The sequence below is a fragment of the Pseudomonas sp. C8002 genome (assembly GCF_013385765.1).
In the GTDB taxonomy this organism is placed as follows: domain Bacteria; phylum Pseudomonadota; class Gammaproteobacteria; order Pseudomonadales; family Pseudomonadaceae; genus Aquipseudomonas.
The window spans coordinates 34641-52981 of the sequence record NZ_JACAPJ010000009.1; the positions used below are offsets into that span (position 1 = coordinate 34641).

General features: G+C 56.0%; 16 protein-coding genes and 1 tRNA gene. 5 read left to right on the forward strand and 12 right to left on the reverse strand.

Annotation, left to right across the window (positions count from 1 at the left end; translation table 11 throughout):
• Positions 1 to 5: 5 nt before the first annotated feature.
• The 8 genes from sctR to sctW all read right to left on the reverse strand — a co-directional run bounded on the left by sctR (position 6) and on the right by sctW (position 8063).
• Positions 6 to 659 carry a type III secretion system export apparatus subunit SctR gene (gene sctR / locus HX814_RS15640; RefSeq protein ID WP_003208361.1) on the reverse strand — a complete coding sequence of 218 codons (654 nt, stop codon included), beginning with the start codon at positions 657 to 659 and terminating at the stop codon, positions 6 to 8.
• The gene (locus HX814_RS15645; protein WP_008430697.1) at positions 656 to 1669 is read right to left on the reverse strand and encodes a FliM/FliN family flagellar motor switch protein; all 1014 of its coding nucleotides are present in this window, start codon (positions 1667 to 1669) and stop codon (positions 656 to 658) included. Before HX814_RS15645 ends, sctR begins: the two co-directional genes overlap by 4 nt.
• Positions 1666 to 2124 carry a type III secretion system HrpP C-terminal domain-containing protein gene (locus tag HX814_RS31510; RefSeq protein WP_256344082.1) on the reverse strand — a complete coding sequence of 153 codons (459 nt, stop codon included), beginning with the start codon at positions 2122 to 2124 and terminating at the stop codon, positions 1666 to 1668. Before HX814_RS31510 ends, HX814_RS15645 begins: the two co-directional genes overlap by 4 nt.
• Entirely contained in the window at positions 2121 to 2549 is a 429-nt protein-coding gene (locus HX814_RS15655; protein WP_003208357.1) for a YscO family type III secretion system apparatus protein, read from the reverse strand. The genes HX814_RS31510 and HX814_RS15655 overlap by 4 nt, the downstream gene beginning before the upstream one ends.
• Positions 2536 to 3894: a FliI/YscN family ATPase gene (locus tag HX814_RS15660; RefSeq protein ID WP_008430699.1), complete on the reverse strand. Its 1359-nt coding sequence runs from the start codon at positions 3892 to 3894 to the stop codon at positions 2536 to 2538. The genes HX814_RS15655 and HX814_RS15660 overlap by 14 nt, the downstream gene beginning before the upstream one ends.
• Positions 3891 to 4790 carry an FHA domain-containing protein gene (locus HX814_RS15665; RefSeq protein WP_177009593.1) on the reverse strand — a complete coding sequence of 300 codons (900 nt, stop codon included), beginning with the start codon at positions 4788 to 4790 and terminating at the stop codon, positions 3891 to 3893. Before HX814_RS15665 ends, HX814_RS15660 begins: the two co-directional genes overlap by 4 nt.
• Before the next feature lie 85 nt (positions 4791 to 4875).
• Entirely contained in the window at positions 4876 to 6972 is a 2097-nt protein-coding gene (gene sctV, locus HX814_RS15670; protein WP_177009594.1) for a type III secretion system export apparatus subunit SctV, read from the reverse strand.
• The gene (sctW, locus tag HX814_RS15675; RefSeq protein WP_008430704.1) at positions 6969 to 8063 is read right to left on the reverse strand and encodes a type III secretion system gatekeeper subunit SctW; all 1095 of its coding nucleotides are present in this window, start codon (positions 8061 to 8063) and stop codon (positions 6969 to 6971) included. Before sctW ends, sctV begins: the two co-directional genes overlap by 4 nt.
• Positions 8064 to 8326: 263 nt before the next feature.
• Here sctW and HX814_RS15680 point away from each other — a divergent pair, with 263 nt between their 5' ends.
• Positions 8327 to 8872, forward strand: coding sequence for an RNA polymerase sigma factor (locus tag HX814_RS15680; RefSeq protein WP_003208348.1), 546 nt, complete (start codon positions 8327 to 8329; stop codon positions 8870 to 8872).
• A 114-nt stretch (positions 8873 to 8986) separates the two neighbouring features.
• Here HX814_RS15680 and HX814_RS15685 read toward each other — a convergent pair whose 3' ends face one another.
• Positions 8987 to 10204, reverse strand: a complete 1218-nt coding sequence (locus tag HX814_RS15685) for an MFS transporter (RefSeq protein ID WP_177009595.1) — start codon at positions 10202 to 10204, stop codon at positions 8987 to 8989.
• A gap of 426 nt (positions 10205 to 10630) precedes the next feature.
• Here HX814_RS15685 and HX814_RS15690 point away from each other — a divergent pair, with 426 nt between their 5' ends.
• Both HX814_RS15690 and HX814_RS15695 read left to right on the forward strand, forming a co-directional pair.
• Positions 10631 to 10951 (forward strand): DUF6124 family protein, encoded by a 321-nt coding sequence (locus tag HX814_RS15690; RefSeq protein WP_177009596.1) that lies wholly within the window; start codon positions 10631 to 10633, stop codon positions 10949 to 10951.
• A gap of 269 nt (positions 10952 to 11220) precedes the next feature.
• A tRNA-Met gene (locus tag HX814_RS15695) sits at positions 11221 to 11297 on the forward strand.
• Between the two features lie 135 nt (positions 11298 to 11432).
• On the opposite strand, the gene HX814_RS15700 is transcribed toward HX814_RS15695, so the two are convergent.
• Positions 11433 to 12583, reverse strand: a protein-coding gene (locus HX814_RS15700; protein ID WP_102606481.1) for an IS3 family transposase whose coding sequence is annotated in 2 segments (ribosomal slippage) — positions 11433 to 12340 and positions 12340 to 12583 — 1152 coding nt in all. Because the reading frame shifts where the segments join, the coding sequence is not laid out codon by codon here.
• 36 nt (positions 12584 to 12619) lie between these two features.
• Here HX814_RS15700 and HX814_RS15705 point away from each other — a divergent pair.
• Together HX814_RS15705 and HX814_RS15710 are read left to right on the forward strand one after the other, a co-directional pair.
• Positions 12620 to 12997, forward strand: a complete 378-nt coding sequence (locus tag HX814_RS15705) for a hypothetical protein (RefSeq protein ID WP_256344084.1) — start codon at positions 12620 to 12622, stop codon at positions 12995 to 12997.
• 64 nt (positions 12998 to 13061) lie between these two features.
• Positions 13062 to 13271 (forward strand): hypothetical protein, encoded by a 210-nt coding sequence (locus HX814_RS15710; protein WP_256344085.1) that lies wholly within the window; start codon positions 13062 to 13064, stop codon positions 13269 to 13271.
• A 108-nt stretch (positions 13272 to 13379) separates the two neighbouring features.
• On the opposite strand, the gene HX814_RS15715 is transcribed toward HX814_RS15710, so the two are convergent.
• Together HX814_RS15715 and HX814_RS15720 are read right to left on the reverse strand one after the other, a co-directional pair.
• Positions 13380 to 15626 (reverse strand): KAP family NTPase, encoded by a 2247-nt coding sequence (locus HX814_RS15715; RefSeq protein WP_371318525.1) that lies wholly within the window; start codon positions 15624 to 15626, stop codon positions 13380 to 13382.
• 173 nt (positions 15627 to 15799) lie between these two features.
• A complete protein-coding gene (locus tag HX814_RS15720) occupies positions 15800 to 18325 on the reverse strand; it encodes a S8 family peptidase (protein ID WP_177009597.1) in 2526 nt (841 codons plus the stop codon).
• Positions 18326 to 18341: the final 16 nt, after the last annotated feature.

The window sequence follows — 18341 nt, forward strand, 5'->3', positions numbered from 1 at the left end:
GGCACTCAGAGGTAAGAAAGGAACAGGCTGTCGAGCAGCCGCGACCACCCGGAAACCATGACGAACAACAGCAGTTTGAGCGGCAGCGAAATGGTCATGGGCGAGACCATCTGCATACCGAGGGCCAACAGCAGGTTGGACACAATCAAATCGATGACGATGAACGGAATGTAGATCAGAAAGCCGATCTCGAACCCCGCCTGCAGTTGCGACAGCACGAAGGCCGGGACCAGCAGGATCAAGTCTTCGCGCTGGGTGCTCTGCGCCATTTCAGGCGGCCACATGCGCGCACTGTTTTCCAGCAGGTGAGTCAACACATCGGCATCGGTGTTGCGCAGCATGAACGCACGCAACGGCTGTATGGCCGCCTGCCCGGTTTCCAGAAGGCTTTGCACGCTACTCGTGTCCACGGGCGAGGCCTTGACGTTCTCGGCAATCTGGTACCCCACGGGCGCCATGATGAACAGTGTCGCGGCCAGCGCTATTCCGTTGATGGCCATGCTCGGCGGTACCTGCTGCACGCCGATGGCGTTACGGGTGATCATCAGCACAATCACGATCTTCAAGAACGATGTGCAGATGATCAGCAGCATTGGCATCAGCGACAACGAACCTAAAAACAGCGCCAGGACAAGAGGGTCGACCCCCTGAAATGTCATCGCGAAAAAATCACGCGGGACAACTGCAAACCAAGGCGCCCATCTACTTCCACCAACTGCCCTTGCCCTATCGGCCTGTCGCCGTAATAAAGCCCGGCCATGCCCGGCGCGTACCCGGCAATGCCCAACACCGCACCGGGGGCGAGATTGCGCAGTTCGCCCAGGGTCAGGTTCAGGGTGCCACAACGTACCGTCAGGGCCATGTTCAACTCATCGAAAGGCTCGTGGCCAAAGACATCCACTACCGGTTCATCCAGCTCATCCCCCGGGTACTGCGATGTTGCAAAATCCTCGTCCACGGACGTTTCCTCGATCGAAACAAGCGTCAGGCACAACGGCCCGGATTCATCATCAATGCACCCTTGCAGCCGGTGCTTGCCGACATACAGGTGACCATTGCCCTGCACATCGAAAAAGGGTTGCTCAAGCATCACCACGTCACCGGCACGGACACCGCTCAATTGCGTGATGGATAGCTTCAAGCGGCCCAGGGTCATCGCCACTGCCAACTGGAACGACGCCGGCAATGGCCCCGCTATCGACTGCCACGGACCGGCCTCGCACAGTGCCAGCAAGCGCTCAGGAGTCAGCCACAGGTAACCCACGACCCTGGACTTCCCCAGCGTCACCGTGAAGCGACAACCGAAGTTCAATTTCCTGGGCGCCGGCAGCAACCGCAGGAAGCCAAACAGCCCCCGCACCTGCGGGCTCAGGTGGTGCTGGAACAGTTCCCAGAACCACGAGTCTGGATCGTTGTCGGCCTCTGCCAGCGTCACCGGGCACTCCCCCAGCAGGCTGAACAGCGGCCCTGGTTCGGCGAAAGCCAGCACCCCGCAGGCGCTCTCGAAAAACAGCGGCTTGACGCCTGCGGGGGCACGGCCCGGTTCCATCAACAGTTCCCCGTTCTGCCCCGCGACCTGAAACGCCATGCGCAAGCCGCGCCCCAGCCTGCGCCGCGCCGCGACATTGGCGCCGCTGACCACCGGCAAGGTTAAAAACGGCATGATCATGCCGGGTCCACAGGTGCCAGGTGTACGGTGACAGGCTGCGCCAACGCGCCGGCCAGCCCGTCCTCAAGGTGCTGGCGCACCCCAGGCAGCCAGCGCGCGGTGCGCTCTTCCTGCGCCTCCAGCTCAACGTTCCAGGTACCTTGCTCGCGGCGCACGCTGGCGTTGATCCGCCCCAGGCTCGGCAGGTAAAGCACAGCGTGCAAAGGCCACTGAACAGCGGCGTGAATCCGCGGTACCAACTGCTCGGTCATGGCCGCGATCATCGCGGCATGACTTGATGCAGGGGTTCCCGGTAGGGCGGAACCGAAACCGCCCCCTTCATCATCGTTGCCAAACAGCTGGGCAAATAACCGTCCGTGCTCCCATGGCACTATCGCCCCCGGGCCGGGTTCACGTTCATCCCGAGGCTCGCCCGGACGCGGGCGCTCAGGACTGTTCACTGGAACTTGCGTCATGTTTCTTCCTGCACGGCTTCTTCCTGCCCCAACAAAAGGGACAGTTCCTGGAGTTTTTCAACCTCGCGCAAGCACTGGGTAACCTGCTTCTGCGCGCTGTCGATGTGGATCAACTGCTCATCGCGCTGGCCGTGCAGCTCATGTAACTGCCCTTCTTCGCGGCGGGTGTCAGCGGACAACGTGCGCTCCTGGGCATTCCAGGACTTGATGTCCTGGAACGAGATCACTTGCCCTTGATGCTTGCTCAGCAACTCAGCGGTTTTCCGGGCTTCGTCCAGCCGGGTCTGCTCAAGGGCATCCGCCGCCTGCCGGATCTGCAACAGCAGCGCTTGCTGTTGCCTTTTGGCGGCACGCAGCGCGCGCTCCGCCCGGTCAGCCCGGTGCTTGCGCAAACGCCGCAAGGTATCGATTTCAGAAAGGGACATCGGTGGTCAACTCCATCAATTGGTCCAGCGTCATCGCCATCGCGGCCGGCTCACGCAGGTCCTGGCGCAGAAAGCCATCGACGGCCTGGCGGCTGTCCACCGCCAGGTCGGTCAGGGCATCACTGCCGGGTTGGTACTCGCCCAACTTGAGCATCAGTTCGATCTGCTGGTACGCCGACAACAAGCGGCGCAAGGCGGTGCCCGCCCTTATATGCTCGGGCGTGGCGACGTTGCTCAAGATCCGCGAAAGGCTGCCCAGCACATCCACCGCCGGGTAGTGGCCACGCTCGGCCAGCTTGCGTGACAACACGATGTGGCCGTCGAGCAGGGAGCGCACTTCATCCGCTACCGGATCGTTCATCGAGTCCTGCTCGATCAGCACGGTGTAGATGGCGGTAATCACTCCGTCACGGGTCAGCCCGGCCCGCTCCACCAGGCGCGGCATCAGGCTGTATACCGACGGTGGCAAGCCGCCGCGGCCCAGGGGCTCGCCCGCGGCCAGGCCGATTTCACGCTGGGCCCGGGCAAATCGGGTCAGGGAGTCAATCAGCAGCAGTACCCGCTGGCCCTTGCGCCGGAACCCTTCGGCCAGCGCTGTCGCAGTGAACGCCGCGCGGGCGCGTTCCATGCTTGAGCGGTCGGAGGTGGCACACACCAGCACCGCCTTGGCGCGCAGTTGATCATCCAGCTCATGGTCGAGAAATTCCCGCAGCTCGCGTCCGCGCTCACCAATCAACCCGAACACGATCACATCGCACTCGACGTTTCGGGCGATCTCGGCCAACAAGGTGGTCTTGCCGCAGCCCGCGCCGGCGAACAGGCCGACGCGCTGGCCTTCTCCCAGCGTGATCAATCCATCAATCGAGCGTACGCCGGTGGACAACGCCCGGCTGATCCTCGGGCGTTCGGTAGGCAACGGCGCCTCGCACAACACCGTGCTCGCCTCTGCGATGTCGGCCTCCACAAAGGCGCTGGGGCCATCGCCCGCAATCGGCCGGCCAAACCCATCGAGCACCTGGCCGAGCAAATCGTCGCCGACCCGTACCCGGTGTGGCACCCCCAGGCGTTGCACACTGGCACCCACGCGCACGCCTTCAAGATTGCCCAACGCACTGAGCACTGCATCCTGCTGGTCGAAACCGATGATCTCCGCCAGCATGTATTCACCGATGGACTTTTCGACCTGGCACAAATCACCGATGCGCGCCTGGGGCAGCCGGCATTGCAACAACATGCCGTTCACCCGCTGGATACGACCGCGCACCGACACCGGCGCGAAGCTGACCAGCGCACTCGACTGGCGTTGCTCCCAGGCCTCAAGACGGGCTTGCAGGTCACGGCTCACCAGCGCACCTCGAAGCGTTGCTTACCGTCGAACACCACTTTGGTGTTATCGATCAGCACCAGTCGCAAGCCGTCCACTTCATCCCCCACAAACAGTCGGTTCCCCTGTTCCAGAACCACGTGACCGTTGGGGCCGCCGACAATCTGCAAAATCTTGAAAGGGAACGTTCCGTCGCGAGTCCTGACCCGGCTCATCACCGGCACCGCGGTATCGAACTGTTCGCCAAACCGGCTGAGCATGCGCGATACCAACTCCATGTCTTCCTGGAGTACATCGCCGTCGAGCAGCACCTGGTCATTGACCAACTGGATGCTTATACGGTTGATCAATTCGCGCTCGCTGAGCATCCTGAGCAACTGCTGGCGCACCTCGAAAGGTGAGGCCAGCTCGTTCTTGCGGATCACCGGTGACATCAACGACGCCTGGGCTTCGCGGTCACCGCTAGTGGTCATGCCCAGCGCGGTGATGATGACCGCAACGACGACGACCAGGCTGATCAAGCGTTTCTGCTGCGTGCTCGAAATTGAAGAAAGCTTCAGCGGCACGAGGGGCTCGGCCGCAGGCGTGGGCGCCTGTTCGGCAGTCACCGTCGGCTGGGGCCAGGGCTGGTCGGCGCGGGTGACGAAGAGCCGAACGTTGCCAATCGAAAATGTCGTGTTGAGTGCCAGGTCGGCAATCTGCGCCAGGATCAGGCCGGCGGCATCCTGCATCACCCCTCCCTCGGCCTGCACCGACCAGCGCTGGTCAACACACTGCAATCGCACATGACGCTCGGCAATGCCCGGGTCGTATAGCGCCAGGTCAGCGTCAGGGTGCGCACCAATGCTCCACTGCTCGCCGAACAACGGCAGCGCCGCCCCCTGGTGCATACCATCGAGTACTCGTAGCTCAAACATTGTCAGGCCCTCATGGCCGCACGGACCAACCGGCCCCACGCAGCACCGTCCGTTTCAAGGCAATGCGCAATCGCCAAAACAGTACTCATGCCACGGCCCCACGCAGCAGATCGTCATGACTCAGGTCAAACCGCCCCAGCACCTTGACCTTCGACGAACTGCCCAACTCGGCAAACGACAACACCGGCACATGGTTGAACTCTTCCACAAGCAATGTCCGCAGGGGGCTGCGCAAGTCTTGCGCAACCAGCAGCACACTTTTGCTCTTGGCCCGCACGGTAAAGGCTTGCTTGAGCAAGCTCACCAGCGTCGCACTGCTGTCGTTGTCGAGGGAAAAGAACACCCCGGTCTGGGTCTGGCGCAGCGCCTCGCGCAGGACATTCTCGGTATGCGGTGACAACAACCAGGCGTGCAGGCCATCAGCCTCGCTGTACTGGTGCAGAATCTGCGACTTGAGGGCGATTCGCGCATAGTCGGCCAGGGCATCCGCTTCACGCTCATGCTGGCCGTACTCGATCAACGACTCGACAATCAACCGCACCGCGCGCAGCGGAACGCCCTCGCTGGCCAGGCGCTGCAACACGGCAGAGAAGCGCGAAAGCGGCATGATCCGCTGCAGCTCCTGAACCAGCTCCGGCTGGTTGAACTCGAGCCAGCTGAGAATCGACTTGCACTCCTGGATACCGAGAAACTGCGGCCCGCTGAGCAGCATCGCCCGTGTCATGCGCTCGATGATCAAGTCATGGGCGGTATGGCGTTCAAGCTGTGCATCGTCGAGCAGCGGATCATCGGGCGCCAACCATAACCAGTCTTGCTCGTCTCGCTCCGCCAGACCCTGGGTACCTGCTTGTGGCTCGACGCCCAGCGCCGCCGATTCCACCGCGACCCGATCACCGAAGGTAGCTTTGATCACAGGGACTTCGTGCACGCAAAAGCGAAACTCATCGTCGGATAAGGCGGGAATAAACTCGACGTTAAAGGGCGGCAGTGTCAGGCCGATATGGGCAACCAGGCGGTTTCGGGCCTGGCGAATGCCATGAACCACTTGCGCTGTTCGGTCAGAGCCCTGCAGGCCCGATGAAAACTGCAGCAAGTAAGGCCGGGATGGATCAAAGGCGCGCAGATCTTCGTCACCGTTGATCTCCGCCGGGACGGCGTCAGCCGCCGCATCTGCGGGCGCGTCCTGCTTTTGACGCTGACGCATAAGGTAATAACCCAGCGAGCCCGTCATCAGCGAAATGAGGATAAAGACCACCGTCGGCATGCCCGGAAGCGCTGCAAAAGCCAGCATGCCGATCGAAGCAATGATCCAGCTCTTGGGCTCACTGGTCATTTGCCGGGCGATTTCGGCGCCCATGTTATTGGCCCCTTTATTCGCCCCGGCCGGTGCTACACGGGTAATGATCATGCCGGCGGTCAGGGAGATCAGCAGTGCGGGAATCTGCGCAATCAGGCCATCGCCAATCGTCAGTACCGAATACAGCGCCATGGAGTCGGCGGCGCTCATGCCATGCTGGAACATGCCGGTGCTGAACCCGCCCAGCAAGTTGATCACCACGATAATCAGCCCGGCCACGGCATCGCCCTTGACGAACTTCATGGCCCCGTCCATCGCCCCGAACAGCTGGCTCTCACGGGACAACTGCTCGCGTTTGTCGCGCGCCTGTCCACCATCGATCAGGCCGGCACGCAAGTCGCTGTCGATGGACATCTGCTTGCCGGGCATGGCATCCAGGCTGAAGCGCGCCGCCACTTCGGCGACACGCTCCGAACCCTTGGTGATCACCAGGAAGTTGACGATGGTCAGGATCATGAAGATCACCAACCCCACCGCCAGGTTGCCCCCCACCACGAAGTTGCCGAAGGCCTCCACAATGTCACCGGCGTCCTGTTCCAGCAGGATCAGGCGCGTGGTCGCAATCGACAACGCCAGGCGGAACATGGTGGTCAACAGCAGGATCGACGGAAACGAGGAAAACGCAAGCGGCCCGGGCAGGTACAGCGCCAGCACGATCAACAGGCACGAAATGCAAATGTTGACGGCAATCAGGATATCCACCAGCCAGGTCGGCAACGGCACGATAAAGATGAACACAATGCCCAGGATCACGACCGCACCCAGCACCTCGGCGCGTTGTGCAACCTTGAGCAGTATCGCGTTGACTGCCCGCAGCGCACTCATGAGTGGTTTATCGGCAGCGCGCCGACATGCCGGGAGCCTCGTTCGATGCGAGCGTACTCATCCATTACCACCATGAAATTGTGCAACGCTTCCTGGCGGCCCTTGCTGTCGCGCCACAACGCCAGGGGCAGGCTCCCGAGCACGGGGTAAAGGGCATTGAGCGAAACAATCTGGACGGATGATGCCGGCCCACCCAACTCGCAGGCCAGGCGCTGGACTTCGGCAGACGCGATGCCCGTGCCCGCGTAACCGAGAATGCGCTGCAGCAGCGCTACGGTGTCCCGATCAATTTCGGGGTGCAATACGGCCAGCCGATCGATCAAGTCACGGCAGCTGGCCAGCACACTGCCCAGTTGACCACAACTGCTCAACCCCAACAGCAAGGTGCGCAGCTGGGCGGTGGGGAGCGAAGGGCAATACGCCGCAATGTCGTCTGCCAGGGCCCGACGCATCAATTTCAACCCGCGGCCAAACTCATCGCCACCGAACAACCCCAACAGCGCCTGCATCATGCTGGCGAGCGATTGCCGGGCGACCACGCTGGCGTAATACACACTGCGTACCGCCTGCCGCAAACTCGGGTCGTCACTGCTTGCCTGCAAGGCCTGCGCGATGTTCAGGCCGGCCTGGATCTGCGGCTTGAAGCGGACCTCCAGCCGCGCCAGGGCATCGCTGGCCAGCGCCGCCTCGGAGGTACGCGCTTCAGCTTGTGCCTGCGCAGCCACCTGCTTGAGCACGACAAACGTACGGGCCGGGTCGTTTCCTGTCAGCTCCAGCAACTTCTCGAGGCTGGGCTTGAGCAACAGTTGAACCCTGATGGAGCGCGCAATGGTCGCCAGTGTTGCCTGAGCGGGATGGCCCAGTTGCTCATAGAGTTGTGTCAACTGCGCCACAGGCGTCACGCCCAGCCCCAACATACGCCGGCTCAAGGCCTTGCTGTTGAGTTCAACCTCCAGGCCGAACAGCGCCTCGAAATTGTCGACCGCCGTCCCGGCGGGTGCCTGGCGAACTGGCGGGTTATCAATACTCGCTGGAACAGGCTGATCCAGGCTCTGGTTTTTTTGCACATCAATAGAAGGATCAAGTTTCATGGAGATGCCTGGACAGGAAGTTTCGTTTCCTTGTGTGGCTGGCAATCCCGTTACGGTTCCATGTTTATCGACGATACCGGGCATGTGAAAAGATCGGCACGCGCCCGTAGCCACTTGTGCAAAACCTTGCACAAAAAAGCCTGGAAACAAGATATTTATTTATATAAATCAATTGCTTATGAATTTTTTTCCCTTGGCACAGGCAGTGCTAAGAGGGTTCCCGTCGAAATCATTTCGACCGTGTCTACCCTGAGGAAAAAATCATGGATATCCCTATCGATGTTTTAGTTCACCTTACACCTGACCCGCACCGCTCCATCCAGAACCTGTCCGAAGACCACCACAAGAAACTCCGGCGCTTCATTCATAAACGCGTACTCAACCCGGAAGATGCAGACGATATTCTGCAACTGACGTACCTGGAGGCCTGGCGCAGCCGAGACCGCTTCAGCGGCCAGGCCACCGTCAGCACGTGGATGTGCGGGATTGCCCAGAACCTGATCCGCAATCACTTTCGGCGCATGTATGCCAAGCCGGTGCATTGCGAGTTCGATGAGGCGCTGTGGCATGGGCAGGAAGACAACAACAACCTGGACTGGCAGTTCGAGGTCAACCGCAAGCTCGAAAGAACCCTGCGGGCGATCACGGATTTGCCGCTGGAAATGCGTAAAACGCTGTACGCCTCACTGGAGACCGACGGCAGCTACCAGGACACCGCCGACGCCATGGACATCCCCATTGGCACCGTGCGCTCACGTTTGTCCCGGGCGCGCGAACACCTGAAGCGGGCCACCTACAACCCGCTGTAGGCGTAAATCAGGGCACCGGCGCAACGCCGACACCCTTTGCAGGAGCAGTTGATTTACCCGTTTGACGCAAGCGTTGGGCAGCAGGGATATCTGCCCGACTCGATTGACCTGGTATCAGGCCTTTTTGGTACGCGGCAACAGAATCGCCAACACCCCGAACAGCGGCAGGAACGAGCACAGCGTGTACACGTACTCGATGCCGTGGATGTCTGCCAGATGCCCCAGCAGCGCCGCACCAATCCCGCCAAAACCGAACATCAAACCGAAGAACACCCCGGCGATCATCCCCACATTGCCCGGCACCAATTCTTGCGCGTACACCACAATCGCCGAGAACGCCGAAGCCAGGATAAAGCCGATCACCACGCTCAGGATGCTGGTCCAGAACAGGTCCACATGGGGCAGAATCAGGGTGAACGGCGCCACGCCGAGGATCGAAAACCAGATCACTGCCTTACGGCCGATCTTGTCGCCAATCGGCCCGCCAAAGAACGTGCCCGCCGCCACCGCGCCGAGGAACAGGAACAGATGCAGCTGGGAACTGGCCACCGACAGGTCGAACTTCTCGATCAGGTAGAAGGTGAAGTAACTGGTGAAACTGGCCATGTAGAAGTACTTGGAAAACACCAGCAGCCCCAGCACCACCAGCGCGCTCAGCACCCGGCCCTTGGACAGGCCGTGAGTGGCCGCCTGGCCTTGCTTGAGCTTGAACAGGTTCAAGTGGTGGGCGTACCAGCGGCTGATCGCATACAGCACAAACAACGCAAACACCGCGAACAGGCCGAACCAGGCCACATTGCCCTGGCCGAACGGAATGATGATCGCCGCCGCCAGCAACGGGCCGAAGGCCGAGCCGGCATTACCGCCCACCTGGAACGTCGACTGCGCCAAACCATAACGCCCGCCCGAGGCCAGGCGCGCCACGCGGGAGGCTTCCGGGTGGAAGGTCGACGAGCCGATGCCGATCAGCCCCGCCGCCAGCAGGATCAGGGGGAAGCTGCCCACCTGGGACATCATCAAAATGCCCACCAGCGTACAAATCATCCCGCAGGGCAACAGGTACGGCTTGGGATGGCGATCGGTGTAATAACCCACCCACGGCTGCAGCAGGGACGCGGTGAGCTGGAACGTGAGGGTGATCAGGCCGACCTGGGTGAACGTCAGGCCGTAATTGGCCTTGAGCATCGGGTAGATCGAGGGCAGTACCGACTGGATCAAGTCATTGATCAAATGCGCCAGCGCCACCGCGCCGATTACACGCATCACCAACGGGCTGGTTTGCCCGGCGGCAGGCGCCGTAGCCACGGAGGGCTGGAAATTGCTCAGAGCCATGGGAGGTTTTCCGTACAGCAGATGGATGCACAGGTGCAGGTGCGACAATGTGCCACTTTTGGGTGCAGGAAGGCTATCCCGTTAGCAGGCTAACGAGTAGATGAATCGATGCAGCGGTCATGGTTTGTAAAGGGCCAGCAAGATGAATCCCTTTAATTTGCGGGACGTTTCCTAGAGAATCTTTCGGCCTTGTGCCTGGGGGAGTCGGTGGCTAGTCTTCGGTCCGTCGCTGGTTTTCAGTGATCGGGTTTAGTCGCCCGGACTTATATCAGGCGCATGCTCCCATGAGGTTTCATGGTGGCTGTGCGCAGGGCACCTTCGGGTGCGCCGGGTTTTCCTGATTAGCCGGTCGACTAACCTGCGTACAGCCGCCACCCTTCGTTTAGTCGCGAGCGGTACGGCTCCAAGTTAATCAGGAGCTATGCCATGTTTAAAATTGTCCCCGATCCACCCCGTGACCAGGCCAAAGACCGCGCCGCATTCACCCGAGCGCTCGACCACTACTTGCCGACCGATCCGCCGCAACCCTCGACAAACTTCTACGCCATCAGCGACGAAATCAGCTTCGAAGACTCCCTGCTCTACACCGCCGACCTGCTGCACAGCGCCTCGGCGACCGCGCTCGACTGTGGCGAACAACTGCAAAGCCCCGAACGCGCCAAAGTGCTCGCCGTGTGGCACCTGCTGGAAATCGCCAAGGCCATGGTCGACCGCTCGATAGAGTGCCTGCACCCGCGCAAAACCTGACGCGCGAACGCCAGAACACCGCAGATCAAATGTGGGAGCGGGCTTGCTCGCGAAGGCGGTGGACCAGCCAATACCTCTGCTGACTGACACACCGCATTCGCGAGCAAGCCCGCTCCCACCTTTTGATCTTCGCTGCCTTGGGATCTGCGCAAACCCCAACCGCTCGTCACCAAACCCGGTGTTTCCCGTTAAACAGTTGATAGCGTAGATAAATTTTCAAAAAAAGCGCTTGACGCATTCCCGTTCTCCGCGAATAATGCGCGCCACTTGGCTACATAGCTCAGTTGGTTAGAGCATAGCATTCATAATGCTGGGGTCCGGGGTTCAAGTCCCTGTGTAGCCACCAAGTACCGATCCATAGATGTCTACAGCAGTCTATGAATCACCTCAAGAAGCCCGCCTAGTGCGGGCTTTCTTGTGTCTGGCTGTCCACCTCTATCTACCCCTATCGTTCCCCACCGTGTGAATCGCCCCGGATTCTCTAGACACCTTGCAAGCTCATTGCGTAACGCTTTTCAAACTCTACTGGTGACAGCTGATTGTTGAAACCATGGCGGCGTTTTACGTTGTAGAACATCTCGATGTAATCAAACACATCACTCCGAGCATCTTCCCGCGTGGTGTAGATTTTTCGCTTGATCCGTTCCCGTTTCAGAAGCTGGAAAAAGCTCTCCGCCACGGCGTTGTCATGACAGTTGCCTCGGCGACTCATGCTGGCAATCAAATTGTTTGCCTTCAAAAAGCTGCGCCAATCGGAGCTGCTGTACTGGCTGCCTTGGTCGGAATGAACCATCACCTCTTGCTTCGGTTTACGCCTCCAAACCGCCATCAACAACGCATCAATAGCCAAATCACTGGTCATCTGCGACTTCATTGACCAGCCAACGACCTGCCGAGAAAACAGATCCAGTACCACCGCCAAATACAACCAGCCTTCATACGTACGAATGTACGTGATGTCGGTTACCCAAACCTTGTTGGGTTCCACAACATCGAACTGGCGCTTCAGCAAATTGGGTGAGACGACCGCTGGCTTACCGCCGTACTTTCCAGGGCGGCGTCGATAACCTGTCTGAGAACGCAGACCTTCAAGACGCATCAGCCTCGCCACACGATGACGACCACAATCCTCACCGACCTCGCGCAGATCGTCGTGGATTTTGCGATAGCCATAAACGCCGCCGCTCTCCAGCCAGGAATGCTTGATCAAACCCAGCAGTCGCTGGTCGTCTTTGGCGCGTACAGATTGCGGCTCAGACAGCCAGGCGTAATAACCGCTGGGATGGACTTTCAGCGTCAGGCATAGCCGTCGAATCGAATAGTCGCCCGCACGCTGCTTGATAAAGGCGTACTTCAGCCGCACTCCTTGGCAAAGTACGCGGCGGCCTTTTTTAATATGTCTCGCTCTTCAGTGACGCGCTTGAGTTCCGCTCGCAGACGACGTAGCTCAGCGTGCTGATCATCATCCTGCTGCCGTTCTTCTTGAGGTTTGCTGTAGCGCTTTATCCAGGCATAGAGGCTATGCGTCGACACGCCGAGACGGGCCGCTACCTCAGCGACAGGCAGCTTCTTTTCGGTCACTTGATTGACTGCTTGGATTTTGAATTCTTCGGGATAACGCGGGTTGCTCATGGCACCTCCTGATTGGCCTCATTTTAAGGCATGGAGGTGTCTACGAAACCCGGGGCGATTCAAGCTGCGGTTGAGCATCATCGCCGTCAACAACTGCTCATCAACGCCCTGGAACAAGAGTTGGTGACAATTGATCTGCACATCACGGAGGCACAAAAAGAATACGCCAAGATCGAGAACACAGCAGCGCAGCTGGCGAACACAGTGCTGGAAGAACAATGGAACGAGGCCGCGAAGGCATTGCTGGAAACCGGCGGCAAGCTGTGGGCAGCACGCAACCTGATTAGTCGTGACTCGATTGCACTGATGAAGCTGGATATCCCTGAACAGGGCGAGCACTTTGGAAGCTGGACATGGCGCGAACTCCTGGATCGCTCACACCAACACAGCCTGATTGACCTATTGGCAGCCTAACCCAAACCCTCCCCGAAGCAGCCTAAGAAAGGCCGGCTGTTTCGGGCCTAACATCGGTCTCACCATGAATAAACCACCACAGAACAATGCTCAGATGCCTGATTACCTAAAGGCCCGCAAGCTTCACTTGAGCGAGATAATTGCCGCCATAGCTGGCATGAAAAAGCTCAATGCAAGAGCAAACAAAGATACTAAAGTCGAGATACTCACGATTTCTGCAATTCAAGCAGAGCTAGGTTTCATTGATCATCAGATAAAAAGAAAGGAGGGATAATGCAGAGGCGGAATCCTCAAAGGCTTCCGCTTCGCTAAATCTATATCCTACAGACGGCATCCTAAATAAGTCTGCACCCGGCCAATCAAGGTCATTCTCCGTAAAATTTTAAGATAACTCCTGGCTATTATAATCACTCCCTAAAATAGTACCGAGTACATCACTACCTGCTAGGGCCGCACGAAAACGGCGAATAGATGTCGCAAGCCATTCGTTTTCTGGCCTGCCGGTCTCGCCAAACAATATATTCGCCCTTTCCAAAACAACATCGGCATCAAACATCAAATCAAGAGTACTACGATCGCAGACGAGCCCCGGAGGCAGCATGAGTGCGGCCAGAGAGACTAAAGCCTCCTGGGTGTCCAATTGATCGGTAAAGCATTGCCTTAGATCGCCATCCCAGTAGTCGCTATTTACTATGCAGAAGATCGCCTCAGCATCAGGCAGCCTCCGAAGCGCGATGCCTTCCATTACAGCCGAACGGTATCGAGGGAGCTCTCGCTCACGTAGCGCCATGGTCTCGCTGAAAGTATATATTTGATCGCCATGCCCTTGGCGCCTATGGGAGGTAAGTCCGTGAGCAAACAGGTGCCTTCTTAATATCCAGGGAACAATCAGAAGATCTCCGCTCTCGATCAAAGCGTCGATAATTAATTTAAAGCGTAAAACTCCACCTTCACCAGCATGAGCAATCCGCCACAGAATTGAACCAATATCCTCAACGAAACCTCGCTCGACCTCTTCGCTTAAAATCCAATCATGCTCACGCATCAGCACCCTAGATAGAGCACCCCAAAAAACCTGGTCGTTACTCTGGGGCAATAAAGATGATAGATCTCCGACACGATCTAATAAAGTTTCAAGACGACCAACTTGCTGCAGCGATCTCAGCTCATTGACAAGTACATCCCGATTATTAATTACCCAAAGTCGTTCTATATTAGCCCTTGAAAGCTGCGTTGGCGGATTCCCCAAATAGAGCAGCCGAGTAAGGTTTCTTCGTTTCGCGACTCTCTCACCGTCGAACGTTTCAGAAGAACGCTGTTGGCTATCACTGAAACGAGGAAAAAGCAGTTGTAACATCTCTAAATGGCCCTCTGCAGATGCCCCGAGTACATCCACCAGAGTTTCGACTCTGTCGCTATTGTCGCGACGCCATCGCTGCCGTCTCAAGTGCTCAGCGTCACTTGGATCATTAACGAGGCTCTGAATCCTATCTGAGATGCCCTGGCGTATACTAGGTGCTTTTGTAGTTAACCAGCTATATGCAAGCACATCAAAAGGACATATCTCGCCTCGCACAATTTCTTCTAACACAGAAAACGCACCTATCAAACGCTTGATTTCACGTGGGGTCCGAACGGCCCGGAGCAACTGGTTAAAAATCTCAGCCTGATATGGGTGCGCCACTGACGGCATAGCAACACCGTTATTTTTCATTGCATCGAGCAACAGACTACGAGAGTCGTCTTCGAACAAAGGACGCAAAGGAATAGGAAACTGGATAATTTTTTCAAGGTAACTCTCGCCAGATTTTTGCCTTTCTTCTTGGCTGCTTCCCCTGCCTAGGGCCTGAGTTACTCGATCAGGATCATAGGCTACGAGATAAGAAATCCCTTTAATATCCCCTACCGCTTTAACAAGCTGCGCGACAGCGCGTACCTCTTCGTCCTCTACTCGATCAAGTTCGTCGATCAACACTACTACGGCTACTTTCTGTTCCGAGAGTTTGGCCTCGAGGCTTTTTCGTTCTTGGCTCGCAGAAAGCTCTTTTGGTTTGATTAAAGCGCTGACAGACTTAAGAAACCATCTTTTGAAGAAACTTGAGGCCGTACCGCCGCCGACAAACACATCAATTAGGCCAGCAGTCGTTGTGCCCACATATTCAATCGAGGCCTTGTACCGCTCTAGCTGTCTCAGCAAGCTTCTTGTTTTTTCTGTTTTGCTATGTCCGAGAGCCTCCCGCAGACTATTGAAATATGCGTCCACCAATTCGTCCCGCCCCTTGAAGAGCCAAGGATTCAGCGTAGCCACGACCACATGCTCCATCTGTTTAAGCTGGAGCCCAAGAAGGTTCAACACGCTGGATTTTCCCAAGCCCCACTCTCCTGTGAGCCCAACCACAAATCCGGTCGCATGGCGGGACACAACAGTGCCTGAGCCGGTGCACTCAGTGTGAACTAGGGTTTTTACCAAGCTAGCGACAAACGGGCCTCGTTCCAATGCATCTGATTTAGTATTTTCAATGGCGCGGTCTTGTCGTGCGACGTGATCAATATTTTCCACGCTCAAACTGCTACCCCTTTTGGATAAAGTTCCCAATACACTTGGCCAATTTTGAGTTTCAAAACTCACAAAGCTAGACCTTGTTCGCAGTTTAAATCTATGCTCGCACTACTTAACTACTCCAAGCAAGCCCTGCTCAAGCCCTTCGCATTGATAGGTCATCCACTCCTCTCAGACGCGGCCAAAAGAAATAAAACATACCAATGCTTCCACTTAATCTAAGTCAATATTTTAAAAGCGTGTTAAATGCTCGCCTCGATCGATACCTCAGCCTCAACATGAGTCGCAATTTTATTGGCAATTTCAGTATATAACTGCACGTCTTCGCCTTTTGAAGAAATTGAAATGATGAGGCTATAACGGGCTTTAGATCGATGTCTATTTAAATGTGCTCTATAACGCCACCATCCCGACACAGGATAAACGGCAATTTTATCTCTAGCAGCCAAATCAATCGCGTGACCAATCCAAACATCGCTATGCACCGAACCTGCAGCTATACTTTTTGATCCAAAAGTCCAATTATTATCAACTTCAGCTGGCTGAGGTTTTATTTCCGCCTTTTCAAGTTTATTTATTCTATGTTTGAAATCAGAATCAGTATCTGATTTTCTCTTCAACTCAAAACGAAGACCGTAAGACTGATACCGGGCAGGTATGACCTGCGCCATCTCACCAGGGCTAGGCTCTATAAAATATGACAATGTAATCTTAAGTTGAACCTCTCGGTTTTCCAAGCGTTCAAGCTCGCCTTTTGGCCAAGGAAGATCGTAATAATGCACTTCGTTAAACGATGGCGACCCGACCTCTCGACCTTTATCATTTAGCTCTTTTTTGAATGGCTGAATATAAGTTTCGGAAATTAGCGCAAGATCATTTTGTGCAGATGCGAGAGCGCGTTCTAATTGCGGTACGCCATACCCAAACTGGCGCGCTAGCCTAATGCATTCTTTTTTTGTTTTCCCATGGAGCTTGGTAAGCATTGCCGGAGTCCACTGGGCACTATGAATAATAAGAGCCCTTATAGTTTCAGGCCAAAGTTCTGGAAACCTCGCCATGATTTCTGCCGCTAAGCCAGCAGCCTGAGCAGTCGCAGAGCTCGTTGCCCAAAATTCTTCAATCGGATTTTTTGTGAGGTTTTTTCCAGTTGTTAGTATAGAAAGTGCTGGCACACCAGATAGCAGTTCCCGCCCATCTGGGCTAATAGCTTTGTTACCTGCCTCAAATACGATTTCAGGCTTTATCGGGCTTCTTGAGTGCTCCCAGTCTGTACTAATACGACTATATGGACTCTGGCCGCCAACCTCGGCTAGCGCTCCCCAGCCATCCATCTTGGGTTGGTCCGACAGATCTACTTTGTCTGTAAAACCTCCAACAGCAATAGCATTCCATGACTGTCCTGGGTCCTCAATTGGAAACTCATCAAGATCAGAGACATCATCTGGATCCGATGAGTCTGGGATATTTCCTGCCGACAGAATGAATAACCGTTTCGGGCCTGACTGATCGCCATCTAACTCACCAAGCATCGAGCCAGAGCAAATCTGATCAATTGCTGAGCTCCATGTAGTTGGCCGTTCACCAGATACATCCTCATTAGAGATAGCCATGCAAAATACACGTTTTCGCCTAGGCGCTTGAGTTTCCGCAAGAGCAACAGCTGCCTGAGTGATGACGCCATAACTGGAAGGTTCGTTCCTTGACCAATTAGGTGGAGGGATAAATTTTACAGATTCTAATCGTACATTTAACCTAATACTCCGTTGATCCGCTAAAGCAAATGTGAGATCGCCATACAGAGCAGTACCGGCCATATTTGTCCCATGACCATCATGATCATCACTTCCCCAGTCAGAATGAATTGACTGACAATCTTCTAACGCCAAAGCATATTGAAGAAGAGGGTGACCTTGATTCACCCCATTATCAAGTACACATACCGCTGGACAGTCAATGGAGGGGGGGACCACTCGCCCCACTAAATCAGCAACCCAACTATACTTTTCCGAGGGAGTTAATCTTGTAAAGAAATAGGGATTATCCGTTGCTTTTCGCAACTCTTCAACTGCGTCGGTGTTACTGATTAGTATACTCATCTCAAGTGGATTAGCATAAACCAATAAGACCTCTGTATCTGGAAAACTCAAACCTGCTTCATTTATTCGCAGTTTTAGCTTGCGGGCGATTCTGCGAAGCTTTTCTGATCTAGAAGATATGCACCAACACTCCCACCACAAATTTTTCGTCATATCTCTAGGAAAAGACCGCGAGTCAGTCCACAGACTTTCGATATCACCTATTGTTATATCTTCGACTGGTGCGAACTTTAACTCATTTTTTGCCTTACCTGACTCGACTGTCTCCTCAGCGTACTCCTGAACCTTTAGAGTCAGGAACTCCACCGCATCTTCGGGGACATATAAAGCACCGAAAATCTCACCATCGTCAGCTACTCTTAATGCCGAAAATCGTATATCCTGACTCTTCCAATTAAGATCTGGAATGGAAGACTCTGCAGAGATTAAAATCTCCAAGTATATTGCTGGACGGCTCTCACTTATATCAGAATCATAAAAACCATTATTTCCAGCCGCAGCCTGAAAAGCCAACGCCAACTTGTCTCGAAGTTTTTTACCATGAGACACACCTCGACTTGAAGTCATACCGCTTAAATCTTTATTCGGTCGCTGATACAGGTGGCCGCTTTGAAAAGCTTCGACCCGAAAGTGTGGAAGATTGTAATTTAAGGCCTTAGTCGCATCTTCCATGGTTCTACGGCTCCTG

What these genes read in the sequence shown, in the direction of transcription:
- HX814_RS15690 (WP_177009596.1), top strand. Translation starts at nt 10,631, where the DNA reads ATGTTTAAAATTGTCCCCGATCCACCCCGTGACCAGGCCAAAGACCGC.
- sctW (WP_008430704.1), bottom strand. Translation starts at nt 8,063, where the DNA reads ATGAAACTTGATCCTTCTATTGATGTGCAAAAAAACCAGAGCCTGGAT.
- HX814_RS15655 (WP_003208357.1), bottom strand. Translation starts at nt 2,549, where the DNA reads ATGTCCCTTTCTGAAATCGATACCTTGCGGCGTTTGCGCAAGCACCGG.
- HX814_RS15645 (WP_008430697.1), bottom strand. Translation starts at nt 1,669, where the DNA reads ATGATCATGCCGTTTTTAACCTTGCCGGTGGTCAGCGGCGCCAATGTC.
- HX814_RS15685 (WP_177009595.1), bottom strand. Translation starts at nt 10,204, where the DNA reads ATGGCTCTGAGCAATTTCCAGCCCTCCGTGGCTACGGCGCCTGCCGCC.
- HX814_RS15710 (WP_256344085.1), top strand. Translation starts at nt 13,062, where the DNA reads ATGAATAAACCACCACAGAACAATGCTCAGATGCCTGATTACCTAAAG.
- HX814_RS15680 (WP_003208348.1), top strand. Translation starts at nt 8,327, where the DNA reads ATGGATATCCCTATCGATGTTTTAGTTCACCTTACACCTGACCCGCAC.
- sctV (WP_177009594.1), bottom strand. Translation starts at nt 6,972, where the DNA reads ATGAGTGCGCTGCGGGCAGTCAACGCGATACTGCTCAAGGTTGCACAA.
- HX814_RS15665 (WP_177009593.1), bottom strand. Translation starts at nt 4,790, where the DNA reads ATGTTTGAGCTACGAGTACTCGATGGTATGCACCAGGGGGCGGCGCTG.
- sctR (WP_003208361.1), bottom strand. Translation starts at nt 659, where the DNA reads ATGACATTTCAGGGGGTCGACCCTCTTGTCCTGGCGCTGTTTTTAGGT.
- HX814_RS31510 (WP_256344082.1), bottom strand. Translation starts at nt 2,124, where the DNA reads ATGACGCAAGTTCCAGTGAACAGTCCTGAGCGCCCGCGTCCGGGCGAG.
- HX814_RS15720 (WP_177009597.1), bottom strand. Translation starts at nt 18,325, where the DNA reads ATGGAAGATGCGACTAAGGCCTTAAATTACAATCTTCCACACTTTCGG.